General features: G+C 45.5%; 16 protein-coding genes and 1 pseudogene. 5 read left to right on the top strand and 12 right to left on the bottom strand.

What is annotated here, in order from left to right; all coding sequences use genetic code 11:
- Nucleotides 1-67: 67 nt before the first annotated feature.
- Nucleotides 68-1,138: a hypothetical protein gene (locus A1sIA79_RS02130; RefSeq protein ID WP_095674592.1), complete on the top strand. Its 1,071-nt coding sequence runs from the start codon at nt 68-70 to the stop codon at nt 1,136-1,138.
- Here A1sIA79_RS02130 and A1sIA79_RS02125 read toward each other — a convergent pair.
- Nucleotides 1,132-3,516, bottom strand: a complete 2,385-nt coding sequence (locus A1sIA79_RS02125; RefSeq protein ID WP_095674591.1) for a serine/threonine protein kinase — start codon at nt 3,514-3,516, stop codon at nt 1,132-1,134. The genes A1sIA79_RS02130 and A1sIA79_RS02125 overlap by 7 nt on opposite strands.
- Before the next feature lie 120 nt (nt 3,517-3,636).
- On the opposite strand from A1sIA79_RS02125, the gene A1sIA79_RS02120 reads away from it, so the two are divergent.
- Nucleotides 3,637-4,116, top strand: a complete 480-nt coding sequence (locus A1sIA79_RS02120) for a T3SS (YopN, CesT) and YbjN peptide-binding chaperone 1 (RefSeq protein ID WP_095674590.1) — start codon at nt 3,637-3,639, stop codon at nt 4,114-4,116.
- Here A1sIA79_RS02120 and A1sIA79_RS02115 read toward each other — a convergent pair.
- The 6 genes from A1sIA79_RS02115 to A1sIA79_RS02090 all read right to left on the bottom strand — a co-directional run bounded on the left by A1sIA79_RS02115 (nt 4,106) and on the right by A1sIA79_RS02090 (nt 9,338).
- A complete protein-coding gene (locus A1sIA79_RS02115; protein ID WP_095674589.1) occupies nt 4,106-4,708 on the bottom strand; it encodes a hypothetical protein in 603 nt (200 codons plus the stop codon). The two genes, A1sIA79_RS02120 and A1sIA79_RS02115, sit on opposite strands and share 11 nt — an antisense overlap.
- 135 nt (nt 4,709-4,843) lie before the next feature.
- Nucleotides 4,844-6,070 (bottom strand): hypothetical protein, encoded by a 1,227-nt coding sequence (locus A1sIA79_RS02110; protein ID WP_095674588.1) that lies wholly within the window; start codon nt 6,068-6,070, stop codon nt 4,844-4,846.
- 9 nt (nt 6,071-6,079) lie between these two features.
- On the bottom strand, nt 6,080-6,568 hold the full coding sequence (locus tag A1sIA79_RS02105; protein WP_095674587.1) for a hypothetical protein: 489 nt from the start codon (nt 6,566-6,568) through the stop codon (nt 6,080-6,082).
- On the bottom strand, nt 6,565-7,494 hold the full coding sequence (locus tag A1sIA79_RS02100) for a tetratricopeptide repeat protein (RefSeq protein ID WP_095674586.1): 930 nt from the start codon (nt 7,492-7,494) through the stop codon (nt 6,565-6,567). Before A1sIA79_RS02100 ends, A1sIA79_RS02105 begins: the two co-directional genes overlap by 4 nt.
- A 278-nt stretch (nt 7,495-7,772) precedes the next feature.
- Entirely contained in the window at nt 7,773-8,822 is a 1,050-nt protein-coding gene (locus A1sIA79_RS02095) for a GIY-YIG nuclease family protein (protein ID WP_095674585.1), read from the bottom strand.
- 243 nt (nt 8,823-9,065) lie between these two features.
- On the bottom strand, nt 9,066-9,338 hold the full coding sequence (locus A1sIA79_RS02090) for a hypothetical protein (protein ID WP_190277078.1): 273 nt from the start codon (nt 9,336-9,338) through the stop codon (nt 9,066-9,068).
- Between the two features lie 378 nt (nt 9,339-9,716).
- Between A1sIA79_RS02090 and A1sIA79_RS02085 the strand changes: the two genes are divergently transcribed.
- Nucleotides 9,717-10,268 (top strand): hypothetical protein, encoded by a 552-nt coding sequence (locus A1sIA79_RS02085; RefSeq protein WP_150122976.1) that lies wholly within the window; start codon nt 9,717-9,719, stop codon nt 10,266-10,268.
- 116 nt (nt 10,269-10,384) lie between these two features.
- Nucleotides 10,385-10,885, top strand: a complete 501-nt coding sequence (locus tag A1sIA79_RS06960; protein WP_223298367.1) for an SHOCT domain-containing protein — start codon at nt 10,385-10,387, stop codon at nt 10,883-10,885.
- Between the two features lie 125 nt (nt 10,886-11,010).
- Here A1sIA79_RS06960 and A1sIA79_RS02075 read toward each other — a convergent pair whose 3' ends face one another.
- Nucleotides 11,011-12,162 (bottom strand): hypothetical protein, encoded by a 1,152-nt coding sequence (locus A1sIA79_RS02075; protein ID WP_150122975.1) that lies wholly within the window; start codon nt 12,160-12,162, stop codon nt 11,011-11,013.
- Between the two features lie 131 nt (nt 12,163-12,293).
- Between A1sIA79_RS02075 and A1sIA79_RS02070 the strand changes: the two genes are divergently transcribed.
- Complete coding sequence (locus A1sIA79_RS02070; protein ID WP_095674580.1) at nt 12,294-13,031, top strand: S1 family peptidase; 738 nt, start codon at nt 12,294-12,296, stop codon at nt 13,029-13,031.
- On the opposite strand, the gene A1sIA79_RS02065 is transcribed toward A1sIA79_RS02070, so the two are convergent.
- The 4 genes and pseudogenes from A1sIA79_RS02065 to A1sIA79_RS02050 form a co-directional block, all read right to left on the bottom strand.
- Entirely contained in the window at nt 13,032-14,495 is a 1,464-nt protein-coding gene (locus A1sIA79_RS02065; protein WP_095674579.1) for a fibronectin type III domain-containing protein, read from the bottom strand.
- Entirely contained in the window at nt 14,492-19,213 is a 4,722-nt protein-coding gene (locus A1sIA79_RS02060) for a hypothetical protein (protein ID WP_095674578.1), read from the bottom strand. Before A1sIA79_RS02060 ends, A1sIA79_RS02065 begins: the two co-directional genes overlap by 4 nt.
- A 130-nt stretch (nt 19,214-19,343) precedes the next feature.
- A pseudogene (locus A1sIA79_RS07010) lies at nt 19,344-19,553 on the bottom strand (zinc finger domain-containing protein); the annotation flags it as partial.
- A gap of 13 nt (nt 19,554-19,566) precedes the next feature.
- Nucleotides 19,567-20,238, bottom strand: coding sequence for a GntR family transcriptional regulator (locus A1sIA79_RS02050; protein ID WP_095674577.1), 672 nt, complete (start codon nt 20,236-20,238; stop codon nt 19,567-19,569).
- Nucleotides 20,239-20,298: the final 60 nt, after the last annotated feature.

The following is a 20,298-nucleotide window of genomic DNA, read 5'->3' as shown; positions in this document are numbered from 1 at the left end:
GATATTTCGGTAATATTAGATCCCTCGAGGGGTCCCAGGGCCCCTCCTCTACCCAGAATCGAGATCCATGTCCAAGTCCAATGCGGTGGCCTTTACCGAGACAACAACGGGTAAAGATGTTCTCGAACACATCAAGGGTCTCTTTGAAGTGGATCGCAAAGTGCGAAAAAAAGAAATTCAGGCAGTAGTCGAAGTTAACGCAAATAGCTTTATTCAAAACGAGTTAAATAATTTCTTTAGAACCTTTCATGTGTCAGTCTTGCGCACGCAAAGAACTAGCTTTGATTTTCAGTGGCTTTCAGAAATAATGTCAAGTGTTGCATTCGAGAAGGATAAAAGGATTCGTGTCCAAGAGTATTTAACTCGCACATATTCTGACACAATCGGAGCACAAGACCTAAAGGAAATAAGTGAAGAAATGCTCTTTCTCCTAGAGCGTGAGTTCAAAAAGATTAGAGGACTGAAGCAGGCTTATTATTATAGAAATCGCTCGGTGAAGGCCATCATCAACTTTCTAGAATCTGAAGAAGGTGCAGATCTATTACGCACCAAGATAGTTTCAAAAGAAGCCATTCCGGGTTGGCTAGATAAAATTAAAGTAAGATTCACAAATCTTGAACTAGGCGAGAAATTTACAAGAAATAGTTATCTCTCCGAGTTTGAAGTCTTTCTCCATGATGCCCATATTCTCTATGCCTCATCAGGAACAATTGATCCTGACAAATCATTTAACTACCGAGTTATGTCTGCAATCTCGCCAACAGAAGAAAGATTCGATCAATCACCCCAACTAAATCGTGCTTATCAGCAACTATCTTCATACTATGAGAAAGCTGTTGAAGTAAAAACAGATACTTCCCGCATCGATTTAGTGTTAGATCATGGCGCAGTCGAGTTCAAGGCGGTAAAGGGTGAAGGTTTATTTGCCTATTACAAGCCCAAGAAGGAGAACATGCAAGCTCTCAAGGATCTTGAGGCTCAAGTTCTTGCAGCATCTTTTGATGAAGAGAACTTGCCTGATATCGGCACTCAGATTGTGAGTAAGCCCGGCTTACTGCTGGTCATTAAGTGTTTAGGTAAGCCCAGCGCTCAGACCATCAAAGACTTTGAAAAATTCGTTAGTAAGGCGCTTCACTGAGAAGTAAGTCGCTTAAATTCTTCGAAATCTACATAGATGATCTCTCCATCCATGCTTACGCTAAATACGGGCTGCAGTCCTTCCAAGCCAACACCATATCCATCGCGAAGTGTTGAAATGATCAGACTCGAAATGAATTCAAGATTGCTCTGGGTCAAATCTAGGAACTTGACGTAGTTTGGGTTCTCACCAGCTGGCGGCTCCCATCCGGAGCGAATAATGTTTCGATTCTGTTCACTAGTGACTTCTGGACGAACACTCAAGCTTGAAGCAGCCTCAATCGTTATGCATCCACTTTTTTCTCTGAACCCTTGGAAGTAAATTCCTTCTATATCTAGTTGAGCAAAAGCAATATTGAAATTCTCAATACCCGAGTGGTTCAGTATCTTGGTGACTTCATCACCGAGATGTAGCCAGGTCTGCTTGACCGGCTCCTTCTTGAGCTTGGCTTGAGCATTGGCAAAATACTCTTCATCATCAAAAGGATCTATCTTCTCGCCCTCGGCTAAGTATGTGGAGGGGAGCTGATTTGAAACTTCCGGTGACTGTACTTGGTCTTCAACTTTTCCTCGGCGCATTGCAAGAGGAAGGAAGAAACCGAAAATGTAATTCATCACCCAGACTGCGGTTGCGTAGGTGGCAACCTCACTCCCCGAAGGAGTTGAGACAATTGCACCGAAAAATATGAAGACTGCAATGGAATTAATCGCCATGAATACAGACACGGGCTTGGATTTGAGTTGGAAGGCAAAGGGGATTCCAGCTACCGGACCTAAAAATCCGAATGAAATACCGTGCGTTACTAAATACCCAATTTTCCAACCCTTTAAGCTAATTGCAGCGTTTTCAGAACTACCTTGGGAAGGTGCATTTCGCTTTTTGTAAGCTCGGTAAATAAGCCAGCCAATCGGCGTCGTCAGCCAACCGATTAAGAGGTCTTTCCAATAAATTTGAAGGAAACTCGCGATGTTGCCAGGATTTCTGGGACCAGTCTCTTTGGGTTTAGGGGCCGGCCAAGCCTCTGCATCCACTTGTACAGAATTTCCGGAGATTGATAAGTTAGCTGGATCCACTGAAGCCCATCCCTCGACAACTTGCACCCGATTAGTTGATATCGCGAGTTTGGTCGGTTTTGTTTTGATGGGGGCGCCGGCCTGTGATGGATCTGGTAAATTCTTAATAAACTCCCAGCCCAGTTTCGCATTGACTTGACGGCTCACATCTTCCATCTCTTCCGTTGTCAGAAGATCTAAGACAGTAAGCATTTTCTTGACAGCAGCCCGTTGAGGAAAATCAGATGCAAGTGCATCATGGCCGAATTCTGAATCGATTATTTTAATCAGCATCTGCTGACGATGACTGCTCTCTTTCTTTAGTGCCTTACTCTCTTCTTTGGAGAGGTTTACGCGTGGTGAAATGACAATTTTCGGGCTCTTTTTTGGATCTGCATCCTTTATATTTTGTTGAGCTACCTTTACCGGAGCCGATTTACTAGGTCTCTTGGGAGCTCCTGCCGCCAAGTAATTCACAAACTCTTTATCCGATAACTTCTTCAGCTCCTTCAGTGCTTCCTCGGCAGAGGGACGGTTTTTAGGATTTTTTTCGTGCATCTTGCGCAGCAGTATTTTCTGATTTGAACTCATGCCGTAGTACTGCGGTTCCGACTTTATAATGTTGTAGGCAACCTCTTCAAAAATTCCTTGAGTTACTTCTCTATCTGATGAAACTCGTGTATCTGTTGTCCAAGGAGATCTGTGTGTCGCCGCAAAGACAAGAAGGGTGGCGAGTGAAAAAACATCTGACTTCTCATCTATCACCTGATTCTCATCATAAAGCTCAGGTGATCCATAAAGCCGATGAAATATTCTCTGGTTCCCAGAATAAGTTCCTTGGGCCTGACCCTGGGAAGAAATTCCAAAATCAATGATTCTGTAGCCCGCGGCGGTAGATACGATATTGCCTGGATTTAAGTCGCGATGCTTAATTTTTAGTGAGTGGACGTAAGTTAACCCTTCAAGTACATCGTTGGCTAATCTGACCCAGGTGAATTCATCTAACTGATAACTCTCAGTAATCTCAGATTTGAGAGGACGACCTCCAAATAATTCTGTCGCAATCCACGGCGGATTTGAATCCAAATCATCGTCCAGAAGTCGACATACCCGCGGGTTATTCAATTTAGAAAGAATATCTCTCTCTTTTTTAAATCGTTTCTTTGTCACGGTAATCGACTCTTGTGACTGGGTTAAGAATTTAATCACCGCGTACTCATTTTTGGCACTGGAGTCCTCAAAGACCCAGGCGTCACCGAACGCCCCGTTGCCAAGACGATGCTGTCGCAACCATTTCCCAAGTTGCTCGGGTGGAGTAAACGTCACTTCATCCCCTTCGCACGCCTCAACTGACCTGGCCGAAGTCTTTCATATTGGCACTTTTTTTAACATGTAAAGCGCCAATTAGGTACCATTTCGGTACGTCCGAGGAAATAGGTTAAGACAATGACTCTAGTTAAAGAGGTCAAAGAGAAGGTTTTTGAGTACACCAAGGCAATTTTCTCGAATGCTGAAATTGACCCTGATGGGGATACTACCTTTGAATACCAATCTACTAAGGTCTGGATTGACGTTGTCACCATGTCTCGTCCAGATACCGCCAAAATCAAAGAATTTGTGAACACACACCAGCTTCCTAACACGTTGATTCGAGTGCGAGCCCTCCTAGCTATGGATGTACCCAGATCTCCCGCACTCTTCCAATGGGTTGCAACGGATTCACGGAGAAACCTTGGTTCAATCAAGGTCATACTCGATGATGAGGGAACCTGCGATCTATTTTTCGTCTATGCATTGGCGGGTGATCAGATTTCTCCTGGAGAGCTCAAGCACGCTGCATTTATTGTTGCCGCCATGGCGGACCAACTCGATGATGAAGTTCAGGAGAAATTCGGTGGCAAGCGCTGGACTGAAATCAAGAGTTAATCTCGTTTCCCCACTGTATAAACTCAATCACTCTCACTGTATCTGGAAGTGGATAGGGAATTCTTACAGTATCGCCCTTGCTGAGCTTCTTGATAAATTCATTAATTTCTGGGTACTTAGGATAGTTAGACGCATCGAGTATCACAATTGCGGCAGGTTCTGCATATCTCTTTATCCAAGTTTCGATTTCTTCATTGTGGGCCATAGGGTTAAATGAAGTATTTAAGGCTTTGCTCGCAAAGTACATTAATAGGTGATATCTCCACTCAGGACCTCTGGAAGCGTAATTCGCGGCAAGGACAAAGCCCGTAGAGGTATAAATCTCTTTATCCCGGCTTTGCGCAGGAGAATTGGCAAAGACAAATTGATCAAAGAAGCCGTGGCTACTTTTGTCAGCCACAACTTCAGCAAGCGTACTGTTGAATGAACTGCAGAGTTCCTCTGCGAGTCGAGTATTTGCTGGTCTCTTTGCTGAACTCGTAGCCATGGACTGAGCGTTAAATAGGCTTGTACCGTGATACAGAAGTTTTAATCCTTCATACTTTTTCTCGAGCCTAGCCTGCTCTATTCTACTTTGATTCTCACTTTGCATTTGTCTACCTCTTTGCCTCGTTAATCCGCTTGTTGAATCTCTTCTGGATATATTCGATTGAAAGCGAATCTGCATCAGTCATACCAAGATTTTCCAGTCGACTTTCTACTTCAAATAGAAGTGATTTCTAGTCATCTAGTTGTACTCATGATAAACGCCACTTTTTGTAGAATCCTTTGTCATTGTAATGTATTGGACATCTCCACCGACGCCAGGTAACGGTTCATTCAGATATGATTTTAACGCCTCTAGTTCCACGAATAAGCGTGCAACGAATTCTAGTCTTCTCACTGTAAGCGAGTCGATTCTGTTGAGACTTTTTTGTATTCGTTGGGTACCCAACTCATATAACTTAGACATTAATTCGCTATTAGTTGATTCGTCAAGAGATTCAGAAGAAACTTCTATGAGACTTTCATGGAAGTCGCTTGAGTAACCTCTCGCTAGATCACCGACACCAGATGAGATTCCAATTGTCACGTACCACTGAAATTTGGGGTCTAAAACTTGCTCAACTGCGACCTGTCGAACCCCCCATTCAGAATCATAGATACGAAAAACTACAGCTCTGGGAATCCAATCATTCTCTCCATACCCAATAAGCATGCATCGTGCATAAGTCGCATCCGGGAAAAATAAATTTTCATGCACTTCAATCAAGGAGTCAATTAACCCAATATGCCAATCCCGATCTGAATCGAATTCTTCACCTGCAATGCTGGGAAATATTTCTGAAGCTCGCGAAAAACAGCGAGTGTAGCAATTAGCCCAATAGTTTTTATAGGATTCTGAACTTATTCGATAAGCAGAAACTTCATTATGTATCCGAAAAATACTTTCGTAACTCAAAATCTCAGCATCAGATTCGTACTCAAATTTATTTATTTCCAAATCAAGATACCTGTTACCGTATACATTCAGGGCAGCTATCGGTTGTTTTACCATTTTACTGGCAAGAAAGTCTGCGATTTCCTCTGCATTAGCCTCCATAAATCGCGGATACTCAGTCTTTAGAATTTCAAAGTTTTCTCTAATTGTAGAATCAAATTCATCTAGATTAAGTTCGGCAGATGTGTCAGGCAACTCTTGATCGTTAAACCAATTCAAAAAACTAATTGCATAATCTTCTATGGTGGGTAGCGGTTCCTTTAACTTTTTTGACCAGGTTGAAACCAGCACATTGACGTCAACCATGTCAATAAGCGAATCACCTGCTCCACCGAAAGCAACTTGGTGATTTGGGAGAGAAAATATCTTTTGAATTGGGTCAATCCAAATCTGTCCAGGTTCATTAATTCTTTGATTCGAATCTGCAGCAAGAGAAAAGCCGCTAGTATTCCAAAGAGCAAAAATTGCCGTCATCTTAAATCCTCACTCATCCCAACCCATCATCTCAATAAATTCCATCACATCCCACTTCAGCTCATCGCCCCTGCCAGACATGAAATCCTTACCTGATGCTGTACGAATGTCTAGCGTTCTCAAGTAATACTTTCCTTTGCGCTCTGTTAAGTCTGAGAGCGTCACCTTGACCTTCTCTTTCGCAATCTCTCCTTCTGCGCAACTCGGTTCACATAGCTTCTCTCGGAAAATGCCCATGCCTTCAGCGCCACCTTTTCCCCACTTACTCCAGGTGATGGTGTGAACCATCCACCCCCCATCTGCACAAGTGAGCATTATTGACTCTGGCTTGTATTCGGGGATCTCGCAGTTCCAGGTAAGGACTTCTTCATCTGCAAGGGTGGTAGGGATCGCAATTGCTCTGGGCCCGGTGGGTTCTTGCACCTGAAAGTAAGTCACAGCAAGTGCGGCGGATAGGAACCCCGCACCTGCTGCGAATACTGCTCGAGACTTGATCACGCTGCGATGGTCTCTTCGATGGTCTTGATGCGATCAAGACGCTTTTGGGCTTCAGCCTCACGGTTTAGCGCTGTGAGAGCCTGGGCCAGCTGCTTATTTACCGCGACGATATCTTCCCAATCCTTATCCTCATCGAGGGTAAGTAGTTCAAGAGAGCGAACTAAGTGCTTCTCTGCTTCTTCGTACTCTTCACAGAGGAGAAGGGCTGCCCCTAGTCGGTAGCGTGAATACGCTTCCATTCCTAGATCTTCAGTTACCTTGGTGTAGTTGAAGTAGTGAAGTGCGTGGAATTTTGCTTCTGGGCCGTTGTTAAGGGCGATATATGACAGTGCTAGATAGTTATCACACCATCCAACAAATTCTGGATTCTTTGCCTCTTTACAGAGGGAGCGAGCGCTTAAGTAATTATCAACTGCATCTTGATAACTGCCTAGCTTCGCTAGCGCCATTCCAATGTTGAGTAGGTCTACCCCCATCGTGAGCGTTGTGATACTTGGATCAAGTACTGCTTTTGCAGCTAGGTGATTGTCAAGCGACTTTCGCCACTCTTCAGTGCGATACCACGCACGTCCTGCCGCACGTAGTTCTTCAGCTTGTGCTTCGAAGTCGTTTTCAACGAACTTCATGACTGCTAACTCCTCGTGAGTTCTAGCGGCATCTTCATACCGCTTGAGGTTTTCAAAGCAGTGCACTTTTCCGTGATAGAGATGAATTAACTCTGTGAGATAAATATCTAAGCCGCCTTGTTTAAAGTAGATATCAATAGAGGTATCTACTAAATTCAAGCACTCGATGAAGTTATCTTTCTTGTATGCAATGTGGCTGAGTTCATCTAAGACTTCAGCTCGCTCTGCACCTTCTGTCGTGCTAATGCGATCCCAGAGTTCTTGCTCTTGGGCTTTTCCATTATTTGGTTCGGTACTCACCGTTACCCTTCTTATAGACACTGGAGCTTCTGACGTATGGAGAAGTTACTGGCCGTCACTGACATCTTCGCGTTGGGCCGGGGGTTACTGCTTGGAGCGGAGTTTTAGGGGGAAGCGGAGAGTAACATAGATTTCGAACAGGTGTTCGTACGATAATCATACGGTTGAGCGTAAAAAGGGGGTCAGGGTTCAAACTGTCGGGATATCCCGACAAGCCGTTCGGATTCCGAACACGAGTCCGTTAGGAATCCAAACAAGGCTTAAGCCTGGAGTTCGGCTTAGTAGCCCTTCTTCGGATCGACGATAACTGCCTTTATCGCCTCCCCAGCGGCGGTGAACTCTTCAACCAAATCGGGATGAGCTTCCTTCAGTGCTTTCCTATCCAGACTTTCAATGATCTTCTCTGTGCGAACCCACTTGAAGACGCCTTCAATTCCAGCATGAGTTCCACAAGCTACCTTTATTTTGCTCTCGGCTTTCATCTTTGACCACTCTGCTTCAGCTGAGGCACGGCGCAGGTCAAGGCTCAATGCATGAAGTGCCTCCTTCTTCTCCTTACCTGCAGCAATCTTTTCAACTAGAGGATCGAAACTTTCAACAATCTTGGCAAAGCCAGGATCAAATTCTGCAAATTCTTTCTTAAAGGTGCGCGAGCCTGAGTAACTAGCTGTTCCTTTGATTGTTGATTTAGTAATTATGTACTTCTTATAAATAGCCTCGTACTTCTCTTTAAAAGCAGTTTCATCAAAGACGGACTTGCCTTTTTTCTCCTGAACCTTGACAAAAGCCTCAACTTCTTCTTCCTCATCTTCATCTTCAAGTGCATCAGAGAGGACTTCCTTAATCACATCAAACATCTCATCAGATGCCTTGAGCTTTGCATTTGACTCTAGATATATCTCATTTAAGGCAATCAATTCGTCCGTCGCAGGGATTGTGACCTCGTCTGATTTTTCTTTGGCAAGCTTCTCTGCTTTTTGCAGGTCAGAAATGATCCCTTTTGCTTCTGCAGCTAATGCGTTCGCTTCTACTTTAACCTGCTCGAGCTCTGCGTCAGTGAGCTTCATCCACTCGCCGCGGACACCAAGGGGTGCGAACTTCTTATGGAGCAGGGTTTCTACCAACTCAACAAGGTCAGTCTTGACGACGCTCTCAATGTAGAGCTCACGTGGATTACCAGTTTGATGCTCAAGTAAGCGTTGAGTGGAATCCCGATCGGCGTTTTCAGGATTCTCCCGAACGATTCCAACCTTGAAGTAAGGAGTGATTTCCTTGGTACGGAGATCTTTTTCCCCAATAAAGTAAATCTCGCCTGCTGCAGTAGCCATAAGTCCTGTTCTATAGATGTGGTGATTTAAACGCCCTGGACGCGCCTCTTATTCCCGAAAGGGCATGGTGAACTGCCCTTTAAGCGGAAACTTACATATCTCACTCATGCGACATACATCGGCCATTCTCATAGATAATCCCATCGCAGAATGGATAGGCACATTCGAGGCTGTGAGAAATACAGATCCCGTATTCATATGGGATTCCATCACAGTAAGGTTTAATGCATTGGATTGAATGCGTTAAGCAAAGCCCTCGCTCAGCGACCATGTCTTGGCAATAAGGTTTCCAGCAAGAATTGACGTGATATGGGCAAAATTTGCCAGCTTGAATTGGAGCATCACATTCCAATTTTTGGCATTGTTTTTCATGCTGGAAGCAAATGCCATTCTCGTAGCAGGCATTCGGGCAATTGGGTTTCCAGCACTTACCTTCGTGTATCCCGCAAAATCCATCCCCATCATCAGTTCTGTATGAGTCTTGATTGCATGCAGGGACATGACATGAATATTCATGTGAATAACAAAGTCCGTACTCGTTCACGTACTCATCACAGCCAGTTTTGATGCAAGTTCCTTCAACGACTTTTTCCCACGTGGGAGTTCCAGGTGTGTTGTAGAAGCTCATACGAATTTCCTTACCTTAGGCATAGGGGTGAGTGACTTGATTCTGCCTCTAATCTCAATAAAAGAGTAGACCGCTCAGAAAATTTGTCACTCCCCCCTGCTACCCTTTCCCTAGGTCAAGAACTAAGCGTTAAGCCCTTTAGCTTGCTTAGTACCAATCCGCGCATAACTCGCGCACGGTGGTTCTAAAGGAAGACCTGCCAGCGATGAAAGACACCGCTGGAAGAGCGGGTCTCTATCTATGAGGTCCAGTAAGGACTATTTGCTATGTCACCGATTGGATTACTTATCTGTACTACCTGTTTTGGTCTCACATCTGCCGGACACGGAATGCAAGTCTGTAGATGTGAGGTCTATAAACCATATCCAGGAGTTGATTGCCCTAGTGGATTTCACCTGTGTTACATGTGCGCCTCATCAGTTGCAGGTGGCACCGGACGTTACTCATGGAATGTCTGTGAGGTGTGCTTAAAGTTCAACCGTAAGTTAGCAAGTGAGCACGGGGTGAGCCTGCCACTGGGGCGGCACTCAATCATGAATGGATACGGGATTCCCATCAGCGCAACTAAGCGCATTCAGGAAGAGGCAGCAAAGGATCTGCTGCACTTTCTTGATGTTGCCGGCAGCATCTCTGATTGGGGAGCCTTGCAAGCACGAGTGCTCTTTGAGTCAGTGCCATCATGGCGTAATGAGCCATACATCAAGCTTGATCGGTGGGAGGCGAAGTTCCACCTCTCCAAGGTGAAGGCAACGAGTAGATCGGTGCAGATGTTTAAGGATTACCTGCGGGTGGATGATTTCAAGGAGCTGCTCAGTTGACTCTTAACTGAGAAAGTTTATGGTTCTATCACCTAGGCAGAGAGTAATTTCTAGAGTACCTTTGCAGAGCCCACCAAAAAATCGTAGTAAATTCGCTTTAAGAATATGGATTACCAATGAGCAAAAGTGTAATGAAAGCAGAAAAAATTCATGGAGATGCTGAAAACTCAATTGTTATTGCATTAACCGATTCTGGATTTGAGATTGCCGAAGGATGGGGTTCGAAAATTTTTTACCCATGGGCTGATGTTTCAGAGCTTTCAGTAGAGGGACCTGACGCAATTCAAAAGAGAATTACAGCTAGCAGGCTCCTTTTGACCGGCGTTTTTGCATTTGCGTTTAAGAAAAAAACTGGTGAGGCCTTCGCTTTTATTGACTTTAAAAATAGTAACGACCCTATTGTTTTGCGTTTTCCTAAAAAATCAGAGCCAGAAATTAAGGCCTTTTTTGCACCTTTCAAATCCAAGATTTCTAGTACGCCATCGAATAAGCTGGATAATTCTGGCCCTGACACTATTGAACAACTGGAGAAATTGAGTGATTTATTTGAACGGAAACTTATTGATGAAGCTGAGTTTAAAGCTTCTAAGGCAAAGATTTTAGGTTTAACTGACTAGTAAAAGGGATTTTAAGACTGGGTCATTTAGGTGCGAAATCCGATTATTGAGCGTTTGCTAGGCTCATTGCAAACAGAGGTGTGTGATTAGTAGTGCGTAAGACCTTACTTCCCGCTAACACTTAACTACCGCCCGCTAAACGCCGCCAGGATATGAGGCGCTGCCTTCTTATATAAGTTAGCAACTGACATGCCTAAAGATGCCTGGATGTTGTCTTCAAAGGTTTCACCAGTCATCTGGTTTTCTAGAATCTTCTTATAGGCATCAAATCCATACTCGGCAATTACCCATTCATAGAGCAGTGAACCAAGTGGATATGAAGCCTCATGGGCCTCTGAAAATGTGCGCCTATCTTCAATCTTCTTCAAGGCTTTTTCAACGCTCAGCGTTGAAGTCAGCGTTGTGATCAGTTTTAAATGGCTGTAATTCTTTAACTCGGTTATGAAATAGCGGTATAGCTCTAGATACTCTTTCTTGGTATTTGCGGCCATAGCAAAGGAGATGGTGTTTGCTGAGCCTTCTCGGAAGGTGGTTGGGAAGTGCAGGGTGTAGAAATCTAGGCCATCTAAACTCTTATCGGTTCTTGCTTGGAATTTATCTTCAAATGTAGGTCTGAAGTAGTAATCCTGCACTACATGCCAATACTCATGTGGCATCACTTGAATTGCATACTTACGCATCGTTTTGGCAGATGCCTTGCTTGAGGCTAGAACACCGGCGTGACCTGCTAGGACTCCAGGAGGGCCCTCCTTAAACCACGCTGCCAGTCCGAGGTTATGTTCTTGATCCTTGCCTTGGCGCCAAGCTTGAAACCAAGGAAGATGCTCATCTAGAAATTCAGCCAAGATCGGTTGGGTGCGTAAGTATTTTTCATCTTTCTCGGTATACATGTAGATATTGACTACCTCTTTTTTAGCAAAGAGTGAGCCATAGAGTTTGGAGGCATACTCCACTTGGGCGGTATAGAGCTGCTTTAGATCCTTGGGGAAGCTACTGCTGATGTGATAGACCAGCTCGACGTTATCGAGGTTTCCAGAATCTGCTCCCGCGCGGATTTGCGCATACGCCTTTAACTTAGTCTTCTCATAGTTGGCTGCTTGTGAGCTCCAGCTGAGCTTCTTACCGCTTTGTAGGCAGATGTAGTTCACACCAGACGAAGTTGCTACTTGATTCAGTTTCTTGCATTCAGCACCTGGCTTAATCGAAGCAGCAGCTGAGGCGGAGGTGGGTGGAATGGCAATGCTGAGAGCTAAAGCGATTGCAAGCATTGGCTTCATACGCGAAATGGTAGCAATGCGGTGCAAAATGGCAGTCCACGCCTGCCAAGTCTTTATCAGCAGGGTGTAATCATCTTGGTATTACCTAGGGATAGCACTTGATTGTCAGTCCCCACACCTAGGCTGAGGCCATGACTGAATCACCTGCCACCAAGTTCATTGCCGCAATTCTGATCGTTGTTGCTCCCTTTGCTATGGGCGCCTTCTTCTTAGCCTGGGGACCCGCTGGTCAGTATCAATTGACTAATCCGCAGGACGATGGATATGTGCAGCCGCGAGATGTGGGTGGGGTTGTTAGCAAGACAAGTGAGTCAACTGTCTCAGTCTTATGTGATGTTCCAGGTAAAGGAAATATTGGATCGGCGTGGGCGGTCACTCTGAAAGAGGCTGCCTATAAAGATTACAAGCAGGTATACATCACCAATCATCATGTGGTGGCGGACTGTATTGGTAAAGAGAAGTACTTAAGTGTTGCCCGGGCATATAAGAAGCCGGTTGCTGCGCGCATTGTGACTTTAGATAAAGAGAATGATCTAGCCGTGATTGTCTCTGATTTGAAGGTGCCATCACTGAAGATTTCAGAGAACCCGCCATTTCCGGGCTATTGGGTAATGACTTCCGGAAGTGCTGATGCCTATGAAGGTTCGGTTACTTTCGGTGCCGTCCTGAATACAAATGAGAGTGAGATTCTCTTTACCGCCAACGTTTCACAGGGCAATAGCGGAGGACCACTTGTTGATAACGAGGGCTTTGTCATTGGCACAGTCAGCTGGATTTCAAAAGTAGAGCAGTACAACGGGGCGAAGATGATTGATGCCATGTGCTCAAAGATTCTTAAATGTGATGGTGAGTATTACTGGGAGTGGTAATCACTTTTTCTTCAAAGTGACCGGAACGCTCACAACTTTCTTGTTCTTGGTTGTTACTTTAATTTGGTAATTACCCGTCTTGGTTCCCTTCGGAAACTCAACGCTTACTTTTCCTTTACTTGAAATCGTTACTTTGATTCCCTTAATTACCTGACCTTTTGAATCTACTACCTTTGCTGTGGCACCAGAAATTTTCACATTTTTTGGAAGAGATGTAGAAACAGTGGATTTGGTTGTTATCGGAACTGGTTTGGGTTGCACCGTTGAAGGCTTAGGTGATGGGCTAACTAAAGGTTTTGGAGTTGGCGTAGGTGCGATTGCCGGTGATGATGAAGGTGCTGGTGAGGCAGATGCACTCGCACTTGGTGATGGTGATGCACTGGCACTTGGTGATGGTGATGCACTCGCACTTGGTGATGGTGAGGGCGAGGCAAGAACCGGGGCTCCGCCGCCTCCGCCGCCTCCTCCGCCGCCTCCTCCACCTGAACCACTACTTCCTTGACTAGAGGCTTGAACTGCCGGTGTTACTCCTTCGATATCTACTCCAGCAGGTTCAAGAGATCGTGCGCCAGAACCAATAACGTTTTTTGCCAGAACTTGAGCTGAGTAAGTTCCAGCAGAGAGACCATTAAACAAAGCTGAAGTAGCTGCTACATCGGTTACTTGTAACGTCTGAAGATCTGCGCCACTTTGGCGCAGAAAGACTTCAAACCCTGTGAGTACCGAACCGCCATTGCCTGGCGTATCCCAGGTGACGCGCAGCTGGTCTTTGGTCGATGTTTTAGCGACAACCAATCCGCTTACTTGACTCGGAACGCTAGGAAGCGTTGTCTCGTCAGAATTAGCTGACGCTGTTCCTTCTGCCGTTACTCCATTGATTGCACGTACATTGAACTTTACTTTCGCACCGCTAGCTAAATCATTGAATTGGGCGCTGTATGTGGTCGCATTCGTGGTCTGAGTGCGCCCAGAATTTGCTTCAGTGACTACGTATGACGTAATTGCAGCTCCGCCATCAGAAGGTGGCGCAGCCCATCTGGCGGTCGCATCAAGTAATGACGTTGAGTGTGTCGGTTTGTTAGGTGTGGATGGCGAAGTAATCGGCATCGCGGTGACCGCACTAGACCATGCGCTGACCGCTGAACTGGAAATAGCACGAATCTTAAATGAGTAGGTGGTTCCACCCTGCAATCCGCTGACGACCGAACTTGCAGTTGATTGCCCAAGTGCTCCGGTCAGAGTTCCAACCTGAACACCATTCAAAATAGTTTGAATTGCATAACCATTATCTGCACCAGTTACTGGTGACCAAGTGACTGTCACAGAACCCTCGTTGTAATCACCCCCACGGTTACCCGTCGTTGCAAGCCCACCAGGAACATCAAGTGCGACCGCACTGGGTAAGGCAGAGAAGAGCGAGAAAACAATGACTAAGGAAAGGGTTGTGGTTAATTTTGCTCTCATGCAGTTGTGACCGTGACCGCGTTACTACTTGTTCCGTTAGGCGTAAGGGTTGTTGTTCCTAGTTGGCCAGTTGATGGATCTACGGCGTTAATTGTCCAGCTCACCCCAGAAGTAAGGTTGAGCGTGAATGAGCCGTCATTCTTTGAAATCGTCTTCACTGTTGTTTCACCTGCGGCAGTCGCAGTAATAAAGGCGCAGGCAATATTGGCAGCCGAGGAATTCTTTGCTAAGCCCTGGACATTTCCGGCAGCTAGCGTGATTGTCGATTCCAGAACACCCGTGGCCGGGACCGTAATACTCGTGATCGTACGCACTCCACTTCGTTCATTGGCTGGTTGAATTTCTAAAGTGTACGTACCCGGCGTTAACGAGAAACTGATTTTTCCAAGTTGAGAGATCCAACCCTTACCAGTATCCACATAATTTCCATTCGAATCCTTCACATGTAAATAACCATTGTGATTAGGACGTCCCTCTAAGTCATTAATGATCAATTTAACGTTGGAAGTATTCAGTGCGATATTTATCGTTGTTATTCCGGATGCTCCGACAGTTACTGTCTCAGAGGTTGCCTTGGAATAGCCAACGGAGTCCCAACGTGGGTTTGCAATCACGCGATAGACACCAGCACTTACATTGAGACCAAAGGTTCCATCTTGGCGAATGGTTTCACAACCACTCCAACCCCAGTTGGCCCCATCCTGTTTCTCAGCGCAGACCGACCCCCACATTGCCGCACTGGAAGGTGCCACAGTTCCCCGAAGATTAGATTCAGTGAGGGCGAAGTTAAAAGTTGTAGCACCAGAGACCACAATGTCTGAGGTTGAAACTCTTGAAAGTCCAGAGATTAACGAATCGACCTGATAAATCTCGATTCGGTACGTTCCATTTGGCAGGTATGTCGAGTAACTTCCGTCTGCGAATACGGTGATGTACTTATTAATCCAATTGTAATTCGCACCGTTCTTCTTGAGAATATAACCGTAAGCGGCGCCGTAGTACTGTGGTTGACCATTGAGTTTTGAGTTATCGACAGCGGCAACTAAGTTGGTAACAACCCCTGATAGGTTTGGTGCTGCCAAGGTCACATTCACAGTGACCTGCGTAGATGCAAAAGTGAAGTCTTCGGAAGGAGTTTCAACTACTCCACTAGAGCGCCATCCCGGTGAAACAATGAGTCGATAAGTGCCCGGATCAACCTGAAGTCGATACGTGCCATCTTCTTGAATTTGGCTTCCGAACGTTGTCCAATCCCAATAATCTCCATTCTTCTTCTCCACCCGGACATAGCCTCCGGCAGAGTTTGCAATGGAAGAAATGGTGCCTCGGACGTTTCCTTCACTCAAACTAAAGCTGATGTTTGATGTGGTGCCAGTAACTACAGTGAATGAATCAGAGACAGTTTTTGTTACTCCGGTTGCGTCATAACGAGGGTAGGCAACAACTCTTGTTAATCCGGGATCAACTTTCATTGCATAACTACCGTCAGATTTGATGTTCGAATTAGTGGCAACACCAGGCGCTCCAGTCCATCCCGACCAACCACACTTACATGCGTACTGTTCTGCATGTACCCAACCAAATGCAGACTTTTCAACTGGACTGACTACACCAGCCACGTTAGGTGCTTCGAGAGTTACATCCACTACGACATTAGAGCCACCAATCGTGAAATCAGTTGTCTCAGTTCGAACCACCCCGGTTGCATCTTCTCGAGGGAAAACTTGCAGTCTGTATTTACCACTCGGCAGCTGAAGTGCGTATTTTCCGAGATCCGAAATATTTGCACGATAATTTGTCCACTGCGTATAAGAGCCGTCAGTTTTGAGCGCCTGAATCCATCCGCCCGCGGACTTTGCGATGTCACTGACTGTCCCCGAAAGATTCCCAGTAGAAAGAGTGATATTCACAATCTTAGTGTCGCTTGAAATAACAAATTCATCTGAAGTCGTTGTTGTATAAGGAGAATCCATTTTTATATCGGAGATATACCCACCCTTGCCTCCGTACAAGACTGACGCAGGTGTCACAACTACTCGATAGGTTCCATTTTCAACTTTGAATCCATAATCACCGTAGTAGTCGAGTCTCTTACAGCGTATGGAGAAGAAATTATCCCCTTCCTTTCTCTCTATACACGCTTGGCCCTGCACCGCATCAGCTCTAGGAGTGACCGATCCCGAAACATTCGGCGTATCTAATGCAAAAGTAAGAGGGATGGGGAAATCAGCCGAAGAAGGCATGTCGAAGGCATTTGAAATTGTTTCAACATATCGCCCTCCGTGTGGCTCAAACCGCAATCGGTATTTTCCATTTGGTAGATAAGCTTCAACAATTCCAGCATCATTCACCTGCGTCCATTCGTAATGCTGGAAATAACCTTGAGACTGCAGTTTCTCGATTGCGACTTGAACCCCACGCGTATATTCGGCAGGGGTGACGGTGACGGAAAAGTTTGAATTGGGAAGAGTGAAATTAACAGTATTGGATCCGCTGACTACGGTAAATGAATCTGATTGCAGTTGGAAAACTCCCGTGGCTTCCCAGCCTGGATGCACAATAGCTCGGTAAGTCCCGAGCGGTAAGTAGACAGAGTACTGCCCTGCTTGATTAATTGAGAATGTAGTACCGGCATATTCCCATCGGCCACCGACGAGTACTTCGATGTTTCCGTATCCGTCCTTCGATTTATTCGTGGGATTTACAGTTCCGGATACATTTGCGGCTTGCAATGTGAGGTCCACGACTTGCGGAGTTGAAGAAACCGTGACCACATCAGAGGTCACACCAAAATAGTTACTCCACTGACCTGCCGGATTGGGTTTAAATTTATATTTTCCTGCCGGCAGCAACATTGAATAAGTGCCATCACCTCGGATGGGTGCCCAGTCGTCGAAGTCCTGTCCAGTTTCAGCATCCCGCCAAGCCACATAGACGCTGCCGTATGCGGCTCGATTTGTGGGCGACACAGTGCCTGTGACATTCGCAGTTCTAAGAGTTATATCTGCAACTACATTGGTGTTACCCACAACGAATTCAGCGCTTGGAGATCGCACAAAGGATCCATCCCCCGATTCAGCCCAGATTCGGTATGTACCCGGTGCGAGTGCAAGTGAGTATTTACCATCCTCGTCAATTTTTGCGCCTATATTTAGGCGTTTCCAATAGACCTTAACGCCTGTAATTTTCTGCTCTGGGTATACCCAACCATTGTCAGAATCTGACGCCGGTGAAACTGTTCCTGAAACATTGCCTGCAGCGAGCGTCACATTAACTGTCTGCGCAGCGCCAGTGACAAGTAAAGATGCTAAAACTGTTAACCCTGCTGTTGGAGATGACTCTCCCGGTGAGATTGTCACGCTATACGTGCCTGCAGGTGCCGAAACAAAGCCTATTCCTTGTTCACTTATCCAGCCAGAATACTCATTACCAGTTGAATCAGTCAGCGAAATATTTCCCCACTTCGAATTCTCAGTGGGAGAAACAACAAATTTCAAATTAGCTTTTTCAAGGGAGAGCGTTCGCACAACATCGGATCCACCTTGAGTAACAGTGAACTCTTGGCCTTGCGTAAGAACATAACCATCTCCGTTTTCATTAGGATGGATTTTTAATCGGTAGGTTCCTGGCTCAAGGAAAAGGTTTACTTTGCCGTCAGGTCCGACCATGGCTCCGTCCAGGTAATTGAAATAGGTGCCCTTTAAGGGATGCGTCATTTTTTCTTCCACATTAACCCAGCTGCCGCGAGCATTTATTGCTGGCTCAACTGTGTATATGACATTGGCATCGGTAGAAATCGCAAAGTTGATGGTTAGCTGTGAGGAGGCGACCGTGAAAGAATCTGAATAAGTACTGACAAATCCAGTTGAATTGTTACCATCCATGTTGGGTACTACTGCAAGCCGGTAAGTACCAACTGGCAAATTCATTGCGAATTGGCCCGCATTGTTTGTCGAAAAGCCATCTTTGACTGTTCGCCAATTGGTTGATGTTCCATCGGAAATCCTGGATTGAACGCGTCCGTTAACATCTGCTTTTGATGTTATCCCCGAAATAGTACCTACTACGTTCGGTGTAGCAATGGTTATCGGTACTGTTTGCAAGGTACTCGTTGCCGTTACCGCAGAAGAGAAGGAAATATCACCATTGCACTTTCCTTCAAGATCGAAGGAATACCCGACTGGAAGAGATAAATTCACGGTTCCAGTTTCATTCATTTGGGCCCATAATCCGAATTTATCGGACGTACCTATCGTCGAAGATTTTACGTTAATAGATCCGCTTGAACAGGCAAGTGGATTGGAAACATCGACCTTAAAGTTTGCTGCCGTCAATGAGAAATTCTTTGTGATAGCGGTACTTGTTACAGTAAATGAATCTGTTCCTGATAGATATCCAGAACCAGTCGATCCAAACTGTGCCCAGATTCTGACATCTGATCCACTAGCTTCACCTAAATTGATTTTGTAGCCCTGGCCCTTATAAAGATCCTTGGTATAGGAAGTAGTTATCTCAACCCATTCACCAGAAATATATTTCTCGGCCCAAGCAATTCCGTAAGAATCATCAGGAATACCGCTAATTGTTCCAGTTACAACAGTTGGTGCGGCGGAGGCCTGGTTCGAGGATGAAAGGCCGAATAGTAAGGATACGAATAGGGTTAAAATCGAATAGAACAAGACTCGGAAGAAGGAGAAAGGAGAGACTTTCGAACTCATATGCCTCCTTTTAACGTCACCACTGTAGGGCTAGATACTCACCAAGTAAGAGCAGACTCGGGTGTGCAAATAGGATTTTCCACCATGCCGAGTCCTATTTCAATGGGGCAGCCCCGGTATCACCCCCAATTTAATCCAATCCCTGTTCATGACAACACACCCACTTAACCTGACACTTCGGACAATAATGTGATGACCTGTTACCAAAAGCAATCCTTCTAATCCCCCGACCACACCGTGGACATGGCTCACCTTCTTGGCCGTAAGCAGCTAAGGATGTTTCAAAGAATCCACTCTCGCCATTGACGTTGATATAGAGCGCATCAAATGAGGTGAACCCAATTCCTTGCCTTCTACTTGAAATCTTTCTTCAATGGATCGGAGACAGAGCCTATGCAGTGCCATTCAATTTCTTTATATAACTGCTTCACATCACCGTTAAGTATCGCCGCCAATAAGTGGGCGTGATTGGGGGCTTGTTCGGCAAGGACTGGGTGTGGGCCGACTCGATAAAGCTCTAAACGAATCCGTGACATAACACTTTTCCATAAATGAAAAGTCTGCTGCGTAGCTGCAGTTTGCATCACGATCATGTGGAATTTCATATCAGCTTCACTTACCGAGTCAATATCCTTCTTTTTGGCACCTTTACGCATGATCTCAATTTGCTCATTGAGTGTCTCAATGACTTCTGGGGTGAATTTCTTCGCCGCGTGTTTCAAGGCAAACTTTTCCAAAACAACACGGGCTGGCAGTAACATCTCAAGATATTCTTCTTTGGTAATTTGAGTGACAAAGACTCCACGATTCGGAAAATGCTCAATTAGCCCTTCGCTCTCAAGATCGCGCATCGCCTCACGAACTGGGCCTGGGCTACATTCAAACTTCTTACCTACTTCATTCTGCTTTAGTTGCGTGCCAGGCTTTAACTTTCCTGAAACAATCGCCTCACGCAACATATGAGCGACATGGGTGCGCTGGGATAGGTTGTTACCACTAGATAATTTGAAGAAATCGGTAGACACCTTTTTACTCTACCAGGTTGAATAAGGAAACGACTTATCGCCAATTTTTTCTGACCACCC

The organism is Candidatus Planktophila versatilis, assembly GCF_002288105.1.
In the GTDB taxonomy this organism is placed as follows: Bacteria; Actinomycetota; Actinomycetes; order Nanopelagicales; family Nanopelagicaceae; genus Planktophila; species Planktophila versatilis.
Note: the sequence above shows the minus strand (reverse complement) of the source record. Positions and strands in the feature narration are given on the sequence as shown.